18 protein-coding genes are annotated in these 15,370 nt (G+C 36.7%); 3 read left to right on the top strand and 15 right to left on the bottom strand.

The genetic code is table 11. The annotated features are described in order from the left end of the window. The coding region (locus ACYQ73_RS22545; protein WP_460014496.1) for an ABC transporter permease at positions 1-374 on the top strand (374 nt) is incomplete at its 5' end. A 4-nt stretch (positions 375-378) separates the two neighbouring features. Here ACYQ73_RS22545 and ACYQ73_RS22540 read toward each other — a convergent pair. The 6 genes from ACYQ73_RS22540 to ACYQ73_RS22515 all read right to left on the bottom strand — a co-directional run bounded on the left by ACYQ73_RS22540 (position 379) and on the right by ACYQ73_RS22515 (position 5,012). After that, the gene (locus ACYQ73_RS22540; RefSeq protein WP_460014495.1) at positions 379-1,455 is read right to left on the bottom strand and encodes an RNA-guided endonuclease TnpB family protein; all 1,077 of its coding nucleotides are present in this window, start codon (positions 1,453-1,455) and stop codon (positions 379-381) included. 140 nt (positions 1,456-1,595) lie between these two features. Continuing rightward, complete coding sequence (locus ACYQ73_RS22535; protein ID WP_460012653.1) at positions 1,596-1,781, bottom strand: transposase; 186 nt, start codon at positions 1,779-1,781, stop codon at positions 1,596-1,598. Between the two features lie 377 nt (positions 1,782-2,158). Then, entirely contained in the window at positions 2,159-3,196 is a 1,038-nt protein-coding gene (locus ACYQ73_RS22530) for a beta-carotene 15,15'-monooxygenase (protein WP_460014494.1), read from the bottom strand. Between the two features lies 1 nt (position 3,197). Continuing rightward, complete coding sequence (locus ACYQ73_RS22525; protein WP_460014493.1) at positions 3,198-3,689, bottom strand: MarR family winged helix-turn-helix transcriptional regulator; 492 nt, start codon at positions 3,687-3,689, stop codon at positions 3,198-3,200. Positions 3,690-3,942: 253 nt separating this feature from the next. After that, positions 3,943-4,077: a hypothetical protein gene (locus tag ACYQ73_RS22520; protein ID WP_460014492.1), complete on the bottom strand. Its 135-nt coding sequence runs from the start codon at positions 4,075-4,077 to the stop codon at positions 3,943-3,945. A gap of 47 nt (positions 4,078-4,124) precedes the next feature. Next, positions 4,125-5,012 (bottom strand): helix-turn-helix domain-containing protein, encoded by an 888-nt coding sequence (locus ACYQ73_RS22515; protein ID WP_460014491.1) that lies wholly within the window; start codon positions 5,010-5,012, stop codon positions 4,125-4,127. Positions 5,013-5,122: 110 nt separating this feature from the next. Between ACYQ73_RS22515 and ACYQ73_RS22510 the strand changes: the two genes are divergently transcribed. Both ACYQ73_RS22510 and ACYQ73_RS22505 read left to right on the top strand, forming a co-directional pair. Then, positions 5,123-6,064, top strand: coding sequence for a DMT family transporter (locus ACYQ73_RS22510; protein ID WP_460014490.1), 942 nt, complete (start codon positions 5,123-5,125; stop codon positions 6,062-6,064). Between the two features lie 138 nt (positions 6,065-6,202). Further along, entirely contained in the window at positions 6,203-7,249 is a 1,047-nt protein-coding gene (locus tag ACYQ73_RS22505) for a Cj0069 family protein (RefSeq protein WP_460014489.1), read from the top strand. Between the two features lie 105 nt (positions 7,250-7,354). Here ACYQ73_RS22505 and ACYQ73_RS22500 read toward each other — a convergent pair whose 3' ends face one another. The 9 genes from ACYQ73_RS22500 to ACYQ73_RS22460 form a co-directional block, all read right to left on the bottom strand. After that, the gene (locus ACYQ73_RS22500) at positions 7,355-7,987 is read right to left on the bottom strand and encodes a LysE family transporter (RefSeq protein ID WP_460014488.1); all 633 of its coding nucleotides are present in this window, start codon (positions 7,985-7,987) and stop codon (positions 7,355-7,357) included. 254 nt (positions 7,988-8,241) lie between these two features. Then, complete coding sequence (locus ACYQ73_RS22495; protein ID WP_460014487.1) at positions 8,242-9,438, bottom strand: MFS transporter; 1,197 nt, start codon at positions 9,436-9,438, stop codon at positions 8,242-8,244. 168 nt (positions 9,439-9,606) lie between these two features. Beyond that, positions 9,607-10,887 (bottom strand): TRAP transporter large permease, encoded by a 1,281-nt coding sequence (locus tag ACYQ73_RS22490; RefSeq protein WP_460014486.1) that lies wholly within the window; start codon positions 10,885-10,887, stop codon positions 9,607-9,609. Continuing rightward, positions 10,884-11,369 carry a TRAP transporter small permease gene (locus tag ACYQ73_RS22485; protein WP_460014485.1) on the bottom strand — a complete coding sequence of 162 codons (486 nt, stop codon included), beginning with the start codon at positions 11,367-11,369 and terminating at the stop codon, positions 10,884-10,886. Before ACYQ73_RS22485 ends, ACYQ73_RS22490 begins: the two co-directional genes overlap by 4 nt. An 18-nt stretch (positions 11,370-11,387) precedes the next feature. Then, complete coding sequence (locus ACYQ73_RS22480) at positions 11,388-12,446, bottom strand: TRAP transporter substrate-binding protein (protein WP_460014484.1); 1,059 nt, start codon at positions 12,444-12,446, stop codon at positions 11,388-11,390. A 43-nt stretch (positions 12,447-12,489) separates the two neighbouring features. Further along, complete coding sequence (locus ACYQ73_RS22475; protein ID WP_460014483.1) at positions 12,490-12,675, bottom strand: 2-hydroxymuconate tautomerase; 186 nt, start codon at positions 12,673-12,675, stop codon at positions 12,490-12,492. A gap of 12 nt (positions 12,676-12,687) precedes the next feature. Next, on the bottom strand, positions 12,688-13,458 hold the full coding sequence (locus ACYQ73_RS22470; protein WP_460014482.1) for a 2-keto-4-pentenoate hydratase: 771 nt from the start codon (positions 13,456-13,458) through the stop codon (positions 12,688-12,690). Then, on the bottom strand, positions 13,455-14,471 hold the full coding sequence (gene dmpG / locus ACYQ73_RS22465; RefSeq protein ID WP_460014481.1) for a 4-hydroxy-2-oxovalerate aldolase: 1,017 nt from the start codon (positions 14,469-14,471) through the stop codon (positions 13,455-13,457). The genes ACYQ73_RS22470 and dmpG overlap by 4 nt, the downstream gene beginning before the upstream one ends. Next, on the bottom strand, positions 14,471-15,355 hold the full coding sequence (locus ACYQ73_RS22460; protein ID WP_460014480.1) for an acetaldehyde dehydrogenase (acetylating): 885 nt from the start codon (positions 15,353-15,355) through the stop codon (positions 14,471-14,473). Before ACYQ73_RS22460 ends, dmpG begins: the two co-directional genes overlap by 1 nt. Positions 15,356-15,370 lie beyond the last annotated feature (15 nt).

The raw sequence follows: 15,370 nt of genomic DNA, 5'->3' as shown, positions 1-15,370 counted from the left end.
TTGCCTCAGTCAAAGGTTATAGTAAAAAAATGGATGTTTACTATCTCTACTTTAGTATCTTTTATTTTCTTCAAAAACGGAAGGAAAAGAAAACAGAAAATTCAATTAAAATTCGTGCGACGTTAGTACATATTCCACTAGTGTTCTTTATTGTACTGTTATTTCTTATTACACGAATTGAAACTATTCGTACTTATTTACAACGAGCCGATCGTCTTTTTTTAATCCAAAACCGAAAACAAATGGTACGGTTAAAACAAGCTGGTCTTTATTGGTCGTTAATTGAGACTCCCACGACTAAAGTCGCAAGCCCTATACCTTACTGTATGACGGATGAGGGGATCTCATTACCCTTCCTAAGACAGTGCATATAGCATCTTAGGCTGATTGACTGTTACCATCAATCACAGGTGCATATCGAATATTCATTGCACCGACTAAATCACGATGTTTTTCGAATCCACATTTACACTTATATATTCTATCTTGTGCCTTATTCTTTTCGGAACATTTCGGGCATGTTTGACTTGTGTACGCAGGATTCACAAATTCAATTTTAATACCCACTAGGTTCGCTTTGTACGTAATGAATTGAGCAAGACGATAGAATGACCAGTTGTGCAGATTCTTTTCGTTTTTACGGCTTGTTCTTGCCGTCTGCCTGATGTTCGTTAGTTGTTCTAAGCGAATGACAGAAATATTATTTTCTTTAGCAAAATTAACAATCGCACGACTAACCTTATGGTCTTGGTTTTTCATGTATCGCTGTTCTTTATCATCAAGATTGCGAATAGCATTTAATTTCTTTAATTTGCCTAACTTCTTACGTTTGGATTTAAACTTACGTCTGACAGATTTATTTTGTCTACCCTTTCCAAAGAAACGAGCGCTTCCATCTTCTGTCACTGCAACAGCAGGGACTTTCAAACCCAAATCTACCCCCATTATCTGTGTTCCTGTTTTTTCACTTGTAGGGATGGTGACAGCTATTTGTGCCATCCATTTATTCGCTTTTTTCGTGATACGAAGAGTACCTAATTTGTGTTTCAACAAATCAAAATTACGGTTTTCTTTATCGACCAACAAAGCACGAATAGGTGTTTTAATTGCCTTACCGTCCATCATGATAGGTATTGAAATGTGCGTGAAATCAAAAGAATAGCTTTGGTTATTCCAAATACACACTGGCTTCTTTAACACAGGAACAACCTTGAATTTATTTTTCTTCACTTTCTTAAACACACTTTTAGCGTCTTTAATCGCTTGGTTTTTAACAGCACTTGGCAGGTCGGTAGAAATATCCTTGCTTGATTTCTTTGTACTTTTCTTTTCTGCAACCATTTCAGAAACAAGGGAATTGATTGTGTACACAAACGATTGACTCATATTCTGCAAAATAGAAGCCTGTTCTTTTGTTGGAAGCAGTTTGACTTTAACAGTTATTATTTGCGACATTGTTCTTCACCTCATTCTCTAATTAATCTAGCTTTTTACTCTTCTATAATTGCTTCTCTAATTATTGACCATGAACTGAGTTACATATTTTATTGAATTTTCAGTCTTTAGAAAATTGCGCAAAACCACAAATACTACATTTAACTTGCATAGTATTCCCCCCTTGTTTTTTGTTGTTCCACATAATGCTTGATGATTTCACTCGATACGTTTCCTGCGGTAGATACAAAATAGGAACGTGTCCATTGGCTTGGCAAATGTTGAAGATGAGGAAATTCCTCTCTCAACTTAAATGTATCAGCTTTATTTATAAATGCAACATACATACAAAAAAGTGCGGAATTTTCGGATACTTGAAGTACCACAAACCTTTCAGTTTTTTAGTAGCACTCCGTATCCGACCTCACTCTCATCCCACACCTGAAGGATTGGGCTTTCCCGTTCGGAAAATCTGTAACTATTAGTTCAATGACAATTTCGTGATTCTATAAGTAGTTTATGTTCAATAGATCTTCTAAATGAAACATTGATATAAATGAATTATGAGGTATTCGATATACTTAGAATTTATCTGGATACTTCTCAAAAAACGTTAGGTTGATTTCCGTTCCAAACGGGCTCTTTCCTGAGGGTCTATCGGAACGGAAATCAACTAAATATATTTAAACAGGTGCCAGCAAAGTTCGCTAACACCTGTTGTTTATTATTTATTATCTTCCATTCCTTGGATAAGCATTTTTCTAAATTCCTGTGCTTGGTCGGCTTTAATAGCTACATTGTTATAACGTTTTTTAAGCCCAAGCATGAAAGTCACTTCCACAGGCTCCTTCATTTTTAATATAAACTGTGGATATGCCGCTGCAAAATCACGTGCTATAAAATCAATTGTATCCTTGGATAATTTCCCTTCCAACTGTTCCTTATCTTCAATAAGCTCTTCAATCTGCTCAAAGCGAATTTCTGCTCGTTTCATCAATCCTAAAGACAAATACAATTTATCAGATGTTACATAGACAGGATTTAAACGAATGGCCTGCATATCTGCTACAAAAAATATTACAGAGTAAACATTGAAAATAAGCAATAGAATCGAAAGAACAATTGATTTCTCATGTAGCCACCAATGAATCCCTATTGTTTCAATGGCAATTCCATGGATTAGCATAATAATGAAGGCAATATAGCTCGAATCTTTATGCAAAGTTAAACCAGAACGTTCTTTTCTCTTCCAGCTTGCAAAAGCGTAGTAAAATACTAAAAAATCTGCGCAAAACATTTGGATAATAGGATGCTTTGATGTGTGTTTTTCAACTGCTTTTGGAAATGAGAACAAATCCGGTAAAGTAGTTGATCGTACATCCGCTAGAATTCTCGGCATGTAACGAACAAGCGTTGCAACTAGTAAAATTTCGAATAAGATAATCGTACCTTCAATCACAAAACCAGCCCATGTCACTGCAACAAATGGCTGCAGATGTTCTACTGGAATAATAAAACGAGCTGCAATACAGCCAGCTGCTGCTAAAATAATCGCTTGTTTTATAGAAAACTTTCCTTTATACAGCAGAAATAAAATAGGCATAACAAGAACAAAATCAATTAATGAGCCAATAACAACTCCATTTGTTTCAGTTGGTAAAATCGATAAACCAAGACCAGTGTTATAAAGCGTGTAATTGCTAGCAAGTACGAGTAATAAAAATGCTAGCCATATATTTTGCTTTTTCTTTAATACCATCATGCTAAATCTCTCCCTTCAAATGAATATCATTTATTTCATGTATAATTCCTTCCTTTAATACAATTTGATTGAGCTTTTGAACAATCTCTTTTAATTGCACAATCTCACTTAACTCAAGCTTTGAATAATATCTCGAAGTAATAAATCGTTTTATTTCTTCCTCTCTTTCAAAATACTTAATGCCTGATGTATCGAGACTTACAAATATTTCACGTCGGTTTTCAGGATTAATGCTCCGAAATACATATTGCTGCTCTTCAAGTTTACTAACTAGCTGTCCGACAGCACTTGAAGTAATACTCATATAACTTGCAATCTGTCCAATCGTCACTTGGCTATTATTTTTAATAAAATCTAAAAGAATTATTTGTTTAGGAGATAATTCATCACTCAATAAATTTTGATGTAATTTTATGAAATGGCTATCCATTGAATAAATTGCATCATTTATTTCCTCCACAAGCTTATATATAAGTTCTTCATCCTTTGTCATCACTAAATCAATCCTTTAAGTAAAATTAATAGTAAAGGTATCTTTATTATTAATTTTACTTTATTGTATATGGTTATTATTGTCAATAAGCAATAATAAAGATCATTACCACAACGTGAATCGCGCGAAGTAGAGGGTAACCGTGAAAGAGAAGTAAATACCCGCACTTGCAATGAATCGCTTAATCTTAATCATTAAATATGAAAAATTCCTGAAAGTTATTGGAGTAGACCACACTGTTTATTTTTGATCATCAGCAAAAGTTGTGGATGACATTTGTTAAAACGTAACCTTGCAAAAGTTGATTGGAGTGGAGACTGGGCGACTCCTTGGGGATCAGCGTCACAGATGAGACCCCGGAGCGAGCAACGCGAGTGAAGCGGCTCATCGGACGCCCCCAGGAAAGCGCCCAGTCGGAACGGAAATCAACCTCTGCTATCCTTTATCAAAAAATTGTTTACGATAAACATGTGGGGAGTATCCTGTATATTTCTTAAATTTTTCAATATAGTAACTTACTGTACTAAAGCCTGTTGTTGTAGCAATTGTGGTGATAGATTCCTCACTATCACGTAATAGCTCCATACTTTTGCGAAGACGATAGTGAAGTAAATATGTGAATGGTGTCATGCCGACCATTTTTTTGAAAAAACGGCTACATTCTTCACGGCTTAAAAAAACATGTGCAGCTAAATTTTCTAAAGAAATTTTCTCCTGATAATGAGCATGTATATAATCAAGCATACCCTTCGCTCGTTCATGCTGGACGATAATTGCTGGATCAAGTATTTCTTCTGTTAGCATTGATTGTGACAAAATAGTTTCCCACATGACTAATAACTCTCTCCATACCTGTAGCTCATAAAAAACGGCTTGCTCTTGCAGTAATTTCGCCACAAATTCTACCTTTTGCGCCAATTGGCCTGATAGCTTAACATAGGGCAGTCTATTGTTCGTTATATACGGCAGTACATATTTAGTAGCAAAAATACTGTTCTTGTGTCCGCCTAATAGCAACGGGTCCACATTAATACAGAAAATTGTAGCCCGCTCTATTTGAAACGGCTTTGCTTCATGTAAACCTGATGCATTGACAAATAGTCCCTCCCCCTCCTCAAGTACAAAGACATCTGCTCCTACTCGGTATTCCACTCGACCGCTTTTCACATAGACGAATTGAATTTCCTTATGCCAATGTAACGGTAAAAAATCCAGACTATCTAATCGTAAAACCGTCTCATATAAGGCAACTGGAAATTCCTTCGTCCCATGTAACGTTAGTTCTTGTAAATCTTTCGCAATTTTAATATGTGTTAACGCCACTACTTCGTCCACCTCAATATATTGATATTTTTAATCTTATAAATCGATATTTCTTGTGCTTAATATTCCTTATAATTTCTTTATATTGATAGTTTAGGAGATGTTTTAAGATGAATCAATCTGCACAGAAAAATCGTACGCTTGGTTTTATTCTTGTCATTCTAGGGGCAAGTTTTTGGGGTATTGGGGGTACCGTCGCACAAAAGCTATTTCAGCAGGAAAATATAGAGGTTGGCTGGCTTGTTTCTAGTCGTCTTCTTTTAGCTGGCCTTTTACTCATAACTGCCTATAAAATTACACATCGTAAAGAGTCTATTTTTGTGATGTGGCGAACAAAACACAATGCTTTTAGACAAATTTTATTTAGTTTACTTGGAATGCTGGCGGTTCAATATACGTATATGATGTCGATTGCTATAGGTAACTCTGCTGTAGCGACATTATTGCAATACTTAGCACCACTTTTTATAATGGCTTATTATTTAATCACGAAGCACAGTCAATTGACAAGGCAGGATGGAATAGCTGTGACGCTAACACTTATCGGCACTTTTTTACTACTAACAAATGGCTCGTTGTCTACACTTTCTGTTCCAACGATGGCCGTATTTTGGGGGATATTATCTGGTCTTTCGGCTGCTTTTTATACGCTATATGCCATCCCACTCTTACAGCAGTTTCATTCATTGCTAGTTGTAGGCTGGTCCATGCTTATTGGCGGGATTGTGATGAGTCTTTTCCATCAGCCATGGCAAATTGATCTGTCAAACTGGGCATTTTCGACAATTACTTACTTTCTGTTTATCGTAATTTTCGGGACAATGTTGGCATTTTGGTTTTATATTGCAAGTTTGCATTATTTATCGCCAAAAGAAACTAGTTTACTAGGTAGCCTAGAGCCTCTAACAGCAGTTATTACAAGCTTTTTTTGGCTTAAAATTACCTTTGGTGGTTTTCAGTTTATAGGGACAATGCTGATTCTCTGCATGATATTATATCTTACAGTTTTTCAGAAAAAGAATCGTCAGGGAGACTTAACCAATTTAGGGTAATTCCAAAATTATTAGTCATAAATTCCTATGAGAAATTTATAAACTATGAATTTCCACATAAAATTTACATATTATATATATCTTTTCTCCTTAACTGTCTATTATACTGAAAATATCATCATTCAAGGGGGTATTTTTATGGACAAAAAGGTTATTTTTTTCGAGGTTCGTGGCGGCACAGATAAGGGCCCTGACGGCTATCGACAAGATACAATGCCAATGGTGAATGCGCTAAAACAACGTGGACAGGATGCAGAAGTCATTTTCTTTGATGTTACAAAAAAAGAGGAAATTTTTAATTACGTCAAAGAGCAAGGTATTGCCTATGTATCACGTATTAATCCAGGAAACTTACAGCATGAACAAGAGTACTTTGATATGTTGCGCGAACTATGTCATGCGGGTGTCATTGGTATGCCACACCCCGATGCAATGATTGGCTATGGTTCTAAAGATGCATTAACAAAGCTGTCCTCAACGAATTTAGTGCCTGATGATACATTTGCTTATTATACAATTGAAGCATTTAAAGCTCAGTTCCCTACTTCTCTTGCTATTACTGAACGCGTCCTAAAGCAAAATCGTGGATCAACGGGAGAAGGTATATGGCGAGTAAAACTGGTTGAACCACTTGCTGAGGGAGTTACAGCCGTGCCACTTGATGCGGAGATCAAATGTACAGAAGCAAAGGATAATCATGTGGAATATTGGAAACTTAGCGACTTCATGACGTTCTGTGAGCAATATATTACTGGTCCAAATGGCATGCTAATTGATATGCGCTTCCTTCCTCGTATTATTGAAGGCGAAATCCGCTTATTTATGTTACGAAATAAACCAGTTAACGTAGTACATAAAAAACCGGCAGATTCCGAGGACGCATTTAGTGCAACACTGTTCTCGGGTGCGCAATATCGCTATGATGCACCAGAAGACTGGGAAGAGCTTGTCCAAAACTTTTTAACACAGCTACCACGCATAACTAGTTTACTGGGCAATTATGCTTTACCACTTATATGGACTGCCGATTTCATGCTTGATACAAACGAAGCTGGCGAAGATTGCTATATTTTAGGGGAAATGAATTGTTCATGTGTAGGCTTCACTTCTGAACTTTCTTTAGCACATCGAGTAGCAGAAGAAATTTTAGATTGTATCCATGAAAATACCGAAATTTCAGCATAGTTAGACTGGTCTTCTTCATTACTGCCCGTTAATGCGGGATAAATAAAAAGTGCGATCTTTCGGGATCGCACTTTTCATATATAAATCTTAATAGCTTGTATAAATTCATAAATAAATCTTAATAGCTTGTATAAATTCATAAATAAAATATCCGGCAAAGCCTATTAGTAAAACGCCCGCAACCATTGTAAGTGACTTAATGACCTTACGATTCATCGCTTTACGGGTAACCGAAATGATGGTCATCAAGCTTATATCATGCAACAATATACCACTCAGAACCCCTGCAGCAATCACTAGAAAGTTTGCTGACTCTCCCTGCCCATAAGATTTTGCTAGTACAACTCCAAAAACATTTACCCAAAATACTAGATTCCCAGGTGAAATTGCAACTAATAAACCATTTCGATAAGAAGTAAAAAATGATCTTGTCACTTTCTCTCCTGCAAGCGTAATATCATGATCAGCATTTTTTATAGAGTCTAGCCCTAAAAGGAATAAAAAGCCCGCTCCTATAATCCACATAGGAATTTGAATGATAGGCATTGCTAAAATGGACGCTAGTCCCATATACAATGCAAAAACTAATACAATATCAATTGTCATACCACCAAGTCCGACAGCCCAACCATGCATAAAGCCATTTTTTAGTCCTTGCTTTGTCATTTCTACTGTAATAGCCCCAACAGGCATAGCAATCGCAAGTCCTACCAATACATACGCTACATATAGACTCAACTAAACACTTCTTTCATGCAATAGGATAAGTTTCATACGTCCGTTTATAATTGCATTATAGCATAAAAATACACAAAAGGTCATTTTTACTAATAAATATTCATTTCTTTATATGCTGATACTTTATTTGTATGATATTATTGGGTAACCTATTCTTATTGCTATTCAATTCATCTTGGCGTAATTGTGCCCAGGCCGATGTCGGTCATTTCGGTAATACCACAGGACATGGTGTTTTAACCGATGCAGATTAGTTAGCCGTTTTGAATGTTAACTTTCTTTACAGTAAACAGAGCAATTACCATCAATATTGCACAGCAAGCAAATAGACTAAGTAAAAACATCCCACCAATCGAATAACCCCCATATTCTACAAGCGAACCGAAAATCGGTGGAATTAAAAATACACCAATGGATGCAACCATTATACTAAATCCACTTGCAAAACCACTCATAGATTTTTCCACACTTTCAACAGCTAGCGTCATCCATATACCATTAAAGCCAGCAAGTGAAAAACCTACAATAGCTATACATATAACTATTAAACTAGAGGAATGTATAAAGTACATAAGGGTTATCCCCATTGTGCTTAGTACGGTAATGATTAACAATACGCCCCATCGATTTCTATTAAAAAATTTATCACTAATAATACCCCATAACACTCGCCCGCATGCTCCACTAATTTCAGAAATAGCCAAGCATATACCAGCACTATAAATCGACCAGTCCTTTACTTCATACAAAAATAATATAACGTACGTGTTAAATGTAATTTGAACACCCATTAATATGAATGCAGAGCTATTCGTAAAAAAGAGCCATTTTGAGTGAAAGAAAATGCGTAACTGTTGACGTAAAGGCATTTTAGTAGCCATCTCAGTTTGTGAATCTTCTTTTGTCTTTAATACAAATGGTATGACGAAGCTAAACAATAATAATACTACTGCCGCAGCAGACAATGTGTAGCGCCAACCGATGTACGCTACCAATGGAATCAACACAACACTCGAGCCTGCTGAACCTAGTGTGATAGACATCTGTTTTAATCCCATTAATAATGAAACTTTATTTACCGGAAGTGTATTTACAAGGAAGCGATTTGTGACAGGATGCATTCCTCCGTAACCCATCCCTGCTAGTACAACAAATAGTAAGGCCAACGAATAATTGTTTATCCAAGCAAAACATAAAAAGCCCGTTCCAACAACAATCATCAAGCAAACCATCATTTTACGGGTACTCAATCGATCTGCTAAATACCCAATTAGCAACGTTGCTATAAATTGACCAATAAAAAGGGCAGTTGGAAGGAATCCTAACTGCCCTTTATTCAGTGATAAGTCAGCACTAATATAGAACATTAAAGGGCTAATACTTCTCCCAACAAAGGCAGTTAAAAATTGAGCAATGATGATCCACATTGCGATAAATTTCATCTGTTGCATAATTTATCAAAACCACCTTTTACTCTAAATGAGCACATTCGCAAACATTTATTTCTACCTAATAAAGTAATAGAACTTTTCTGGTGTGTTATTTAACCAAATTTAACCATAACCTTTGAATTACCTTGTAAAAATTAATACAGCTGCATACTTTTAACTAAATACTCCCTACATGCCCAACCATTTTGGTACGAATAATACAAGGTCCGGAATATATGTCAGGAATAATAGCACGACAAATGAAATAACTATAAATGGAAAAACATTCTTTACTAGCGTTTCGAACTTCACATCCGCCATCGATGATACTATGAAAAGTCCTGTACCTACTGGTGGTGTTAATAAGCCTAACGTTAAGTTAATACAAATGATGACCCCAAAATGCACCGGATCAATATTAAATGCTATTACGAGTGGCATCATTACAGGTACTAGAATTACTAATGCTGCAATTCCATCTAGTAGCATGCCGACTATTAACAGTGCTAAATTCACTAATAATAAGAATACCCATGGACTTTCTGTAATACTTAACATACTTTCTACTAACAATTGTGGAATCCGTTCAAATGCAATCATCCAACCAAAAATATTTGCCATAATAATTAAGTACGTTACCGTTGCTGTATTTGTCACCGTATTGATCAACATTTTAGGGAGCTTTTTTATATCTAACTCTCTATAGAAAAATAAACCTACAATTACTGCTAGAAAACAAGCAATTGCAGCAGATTCTGTTGCTGTAAATACACCCGTTAAAATACCTACAACAATTGTAATTGGTATTAATAGTGCTGGAACTACTTGTAATGAATTGCTTCTAATATCTGCCCATGAAGCACGTTCACTTTTCGGGAAATTTTGTTTATAGCCCATATAAGAAATAACTAAAATAAAAACAAGACCATAAATAATCCCTGGGACGATTCCAGCCATAAATAGAGCGCCAACCGATGTACTTGATAACGTACCGTAAATAATGAAAATCATACTTGGTGGAATAATAGGTGCGATAATTGAAGATGCTAGTGTTATAGACGCTGCGAATTCACGTTTATAACCTTCCTTTTCCATTTGCGGTACCATTACTTTACTCATCATCGCAGCTTGGGCATTAGCTGATCCTAAAATCGATGCTAAGAACATATTAGCAACAACTGTAACATAGGCCAGTCCTCCTCTAAAATGCCCGATAAGTACACGAGCAAATTGAACAAGCCTCGTTGTAATACCTCCCTCATTCATAATTTCCCCCATTAACATGAATAACGGAATCGCTAATAGTCCAAAGTTTTCAAGACCTGAATACATACGTAATGGTGTAGAATCTAATAATGTCATCTGACCATTTAATATGAAATAAATAACTGTCGTAATACCAAGCACCATCGAGATGGGAATACCAATTATAAGTAAAAGAAAGAAAATTACGAGTACAATATATGTCATGTATTTTCTCCCTCTCTATTCTTAATTGTGTCAATCAAATGTGAAATAAGATGAATTGCTGCAAAAATTAATCCAACTAATACTGCACTATAAGGAATCCACATTGGCAATTGCAAAGAGCTAGATTTTTGTAGCAACATGGAAGGGTGCATCATCCATTTGTAAGAGTAATAGATTAAAATAAATAAGAATGCAATCATGATGCAATCCTGAATAATCCTCAAAATTCTCTTATTACGCTCTGATACAGCATCGTATAAAAATGTAACAGAAGCCTGGGTACCATATTTCAGGCCCCAGCTTCCTCCGATAAACGAAGTCCATATTAATAAGAAAATCGAAACCTCACCAGCCCAAGGGATGGGATCTTTTAAAAAATAACGAAAAATAACAGCAAATATCATTAAGACAGTTAGCGCAGCCATTAAAATGATCATCAGAAGCTCTTCGATTCTAGTAATGCCTTGACTAATTTTCGCCATTTAGTCATTCCCCCTAATTTACTTACGGAATTCTTTGATGAACTGTTTAATCAAATCTGATTTCGCACTATACTCGGCATCGAATGCTTCGATTTGCTCTTTAAATACATCTGCACCTAACTCATAAACAGTCATTCCTTGATTGGCAAGTTCCTTTTTGAATTCTTCTTCTTGTCCAGAGCGTGTTTCTACTGCATAAGCTATTGCTGCTTGTAAGGAATCATTAATAATTTTTTGAGCATCTTCAGATAAACCATCAAACATCCCCTCATTTGTTACGACAATTGATGGCCATACCATATGGTTTGTAACAGCTACATACTTGGCTACTTCCGAGTATTTATTTGTGATTGTCGCATCTAAATCCATATCCATTCCGTCAATAACGCCTGTTTGTAAAGCTGAATATACTTCTGGTAATGGTAATCCTTCTGGTGCAGCTCCCGCTTCTTTATAGAACATTTGGAGCGGCGGACTTGGTGTTACACGCATTTTTAAACCTTCTAAATCAGATGCTTTTTTAACTTCTTTTGATTTGAATACCATCGTACGTTGACCTGCGAATAGGTAATCTAACCCTTTTAAGCCCGTTCCTTCTATTCCCCCTAAAATCTCACGTGCAATATCCGTATGACTTGCATCAGAAGCTTCTTGTAAATTTTTAAAGGTGTACGGTGCGAACCACGCGGCCATCTCAGGTGTGCGTGCACTTAAATAAGCGGCTGTAATAAAAGCAAAGTCTATTGAGCCTGCTTCTACTTGTTGTACCATATCTGCTTCAGTCCCTAATTGACTCGCAGGGTAAATTTCAAGTTCCATCTTGCCATCTGAACGTGCCTTTAATTCTTCATTAAATTTTTCAGCTGCTTTATGCCACATATGATCTGTTGATGTAATATGTGCAAGCTTAAATTTCATCTCCGGTATATCTTTACCCGAACTATTTGTTGATTCAGTTGATTTGTTGTCCTTCTTAGCATCATTTTCCTTTGTTGCGTTCGAGTTACTACAAGCTGCCAATACAAATAAAAGTGCTAGTAAACAACTAACTAGCATGAACTTTAGCGGTTTTTTCATAATAAAATATCCCCTCTACATTTGATTTATTATGTTGCATTTGTTATTGCTCCGCCTTGGTCTTTCCACCTGTTCCCCAATGAATGGGTGGTACTTCTATTAAAATAACGCGTACACTATCCTTTGGAACTTGTGCCGTTTGAACAATGGTAGCTGTTACTTCCTGAATAATTTTTTTCTTTTGCTCCACAGACCGTCCTTCTAACAACTGAATTTGAACAATTGGCATACTTAGCCCTCGCTACTTCACAACTAATGTTAGTTTGCCGAATGTCCCATAGTCTGCTTCTATTTCATCACCGGCTTTGACTGGAATTGCATCTGTTATGCCACCTGTTAAAACTAGTTGACCAGGTAAAATACCTCTACCTTCTTTTGCTAACATCGTTAATAATTCGATGACCGAATAAATTGGATGACCTAGCACCGCTGCTCCTGTACCATGTAATTTTTCTTCTCCATTTTGTTTCAAAATGACTTCTATAGAAGCCCAATCACATGCATAAGGTGAAAACGCTTGCGCACTCAACCAAATTTTCGATGAAGAAGCATTATCAGCTATTACATCAGGTAATGTAAATGAAAAGTTCTTAAAGCGACTATCAATTACTTCAAGTGCTAGAAATACGTTTTCAATCGCATCCCATACTTCTAAAGGTGTTAAATCCGCACCTCGTAGCTCTTTTTTAAAAACAAAGGCTACCTCTGCTTCAACACGTGGATGTATATATTCAGAAGCTGTCATTTCATTTGTCCTAAGATTCATTTGTGAAGTTAAGCGCCCATAAATGGGAGAGTTCACCCCCACTTGTTGCTGTTTAGCAATGCTCGTTAGGCCCATTTTCCAACCGATAAACCGATTGTCAGCTGTCATCGTTTTTTCCATACTAATTTTTTGAATTTCATATGCTTCTTCTACTGTAAGATTTGGTTTTGATTCGGTAATCTTTTCAATTGCCTCTGTTGTTGCTTGTGCTTCCGCTACTCGCTCAGCATATTCAAATAAAGTCACTTTGCACTCCCCACTTTCTGTTGTGCGATCTTCTGTGCTACTTCAATGATTGTATCTTCTTGTCCACCTACAACATTTAATTTGCCTAACTCTACTAAAATATCTCTAGCATCGACGCCCACTTTTTCAGCGGCTATATTTGCGTGAAGTAAAAAGCTCGAATATACGCCAGCATAGCCCATTACTAAACTACCTGCCGTAATATCTTGAGGATGTGGCAAAATATTGGCACGAACATATTCAGCCAAATCGAGCATTTTGTATAAATCTATGCCTATTTCAATACCCATGCGATTTAATACAGCGACCAGTACCTCAGTTTGTGTATTGCCTGCACCTGCACCTAAACAACAGATACTTCCATCGATACGCGTAGCACCTTCTTGAATCGCAACAAGTGTATTGGCAACAGCTAGCGACAAATTATTATGCGCATGAAAACCAATCTCAATGTTTAAATTAGCACGCAATAAACGAATACGATCCTGTACATCAGACGGTAGCATAGCTCCCGCTGAGTCCGTGACATACACAGCATCAGCTCCATATGATTCCATTAACAATGCCTGCTCTAATACTTTTTCAGGTGATGCAGAATGTGACATCATTAAAAAACCAAACGCCTCCATACCTAGTGCTTTCGCTGTTTCAATATGTTGTTTTGATACATCCGCCTCTGTTACATGTGTTGCGACACGAACAACTCGAGCGCCTGCTTCATAAGCCTCTTTCAATTGCTTTATCGTGCCAATTCCAGGGATCAGTAAAACAGTTATTTTAGAATCCCCAGCCACTTCTACTGCCGCTCTAATTAACTGAATATCGTGCTCTTTAGAAAACCCATATTGAAGTGACGAGCCTCCTAAACCATCTCCATGCGTGACTTCAATATACGGTACACCTGCATCACTTAATTGCTTCGTTACATATCGCACTTGCTCAGAAGAAAATTGATGGGCAACTACATGGCTACCATCACGAAGTGCAACTTCTGTTAAATAGATCTTACTCATCACACTTCCACCTCCCTCAAGTGCATTGTTTTTGCAATTTCTTCAGCCACTTTCAACCCAGCGGCCGTCATAATATCTAAATTTCCAGCGTAGATCGGTAAATAATCTCCCAATCCTTCTACTTCAATAAATACTGTAACTCTCTTTCCATCTACAATTGGATCTAATTTCAAACGATAGCCTGGTACATATTCATTTACTTTTGCGACCATATTGTTTACGGATTCTATAATTTCTTCAGCATTAGCTTCATCTTCAAGTAGACATAATACCGTATCACGCATGAGTAAAGGTGGCTCTGCTGGGTTTAAAATAATAATTGCCTTCCCTTTTTTTGCTCCGCCAATCAGCTCGATTGCATTTGATGTTGTTTCTGTAAATTCATCGATATTAGCTCGTGTTCCTGGACCTGCACTTTTTGAAGCAATCGTTGCAACGATTTCAGCGTAAGCAACACTTTGTACACGGCTAATGGCATTGACGATTGGTATCGTCGCCTGGCCCCCACACGTAATCATGTTCACTACAGGCTTTTCAATATGCTCTGTCAAATTCACTGTTGGTACAACAAATGGACCTACAGCCGCTGGGGTCAAATCTATTAATCTTTTGTTTAAACCTTTTAAAGCTTCCACATGTGCAATATGTGCTTTTGCTGATGTTGCATCAAATAAAATATCAGCTAAATGTGGTTGTTCTAGAAATCCTTCAATACCATTGGAAATCGTTTGAAAACCCGCCTCTTGTGCAAGTCTTAAACCATCTGATTCAGGATCAATACCAATAAGTACTGACATTTCTATGTACGGAGATCGTTGAATTTTCATCATTAAATCCGTACCAATATTACCTGATCCAATAATGCCCACTTTAATTTTTGTCATGGTAGCTTCCTCCCT

Source organism: Lysinibacillus sp. CTST325, assembly GCF_054665055.1.
Note: the sequence above shows the minus strand (reverse complement) of the source record. Positions and strands in the feature narration are given on the sequence as shown.

Coding starts and splice junctions, on each gene's coding strand:
- ACYQ73_RS22540 (WP_460014495.1), bottom strand. CDS start 1,455: ATGTCGCAAATAATAACTGTTAAAGTCAAACTGCTTCCAACAAAAGAA.
- ACYQ73_RS22535 (WP_460012653.1), bottom strand. CDS start 1,781: ATGTATGTTGCATTTATAAATAAAGCTGATACATTTAAGTTGAGAGAG.
- ACYQ73_RS22530 (WP_460014494.1), bottom strand. CDS start 3,196: ATGATGGTATTAAAGAAAAAGCAAAATATATGGCTAGCATTTTTATTA.
- ACYQ73_RS22525 (WP_460014493.1), bottom strand. CDS start 3,689: ATGACAAAGGATGAAGAACTTATATATAAGCTTGTGGAGGAAATAAAT.
- ACYQ73_RS22520 (WP_460014492.1), bottom strand. CDS start 4,077: ATGAGCCGCTTCACTCGCGTTGCTCGCTCCGGGGTCTCATCTGTGACG.
- ACYQ73_RS22510 (WP_460014490.1), top strand. CDS start 5,123: ATGAATCAATCTGCACAGAAAAATCGTACGCTTGGTTTTATTCTTGTC.
- ACYQ73_RS22505 (WP_460014489.1), top strand. CDS start 6,203: ATGGACAAAAAGGTTATTTTTTTCGAGGTTCGTGGCGGCACAGATAAG.
- ACYQ73_RS22495 (WP_460014487.1), bottom strand. CDS start 9,438: ATGCAACAGATGAAATTTATCGCAATGTGGATCATCATTGCTCAATTT.
- ACYQ73_RS22490 (WP_460014486.1), bottom strand. CDS start 10,887: ATGACATATATTGTACTCGTAATTTTCTTTCTTTTACTTATAATTGGT.
- ACYQ73_RS22485 (WP_460014485.1), bottom strand. CDS start 11,369: ATGGCGAAAATTAGTCAAGGCATTACTAGAATCGAAGAGCTTCTGATG.
- ACYQ73_RS22480 (WP_460014484.1), bottom strand. CDS start 12,446: ATGAAAAAACCGCTAAAGTTCATGCTAGTTAGTTGTTTACTAGCACTT.
- ACYQ73_RS22475 (WP_460014483.1), bottom strand. CDS start 12,675: ATGCCAATTGTTCAAATTCAGTTGTTAGAAGGACGGTCTGTGGAGCAA.
- dmpG (WP_460014481.1), bottom strand. CDS start 14,471: ATGAGTAAGATCTATTTAACAGAAGTTGCACTTCGTGATGGTAGCCAT.
- ACYQ73_RS22460 (WP_460014480.1), bottom strand. CDS start 15,355: ATGACAAAAATTAAAGTGGGCATTATTGGATCAGGTAATATTGGTACG.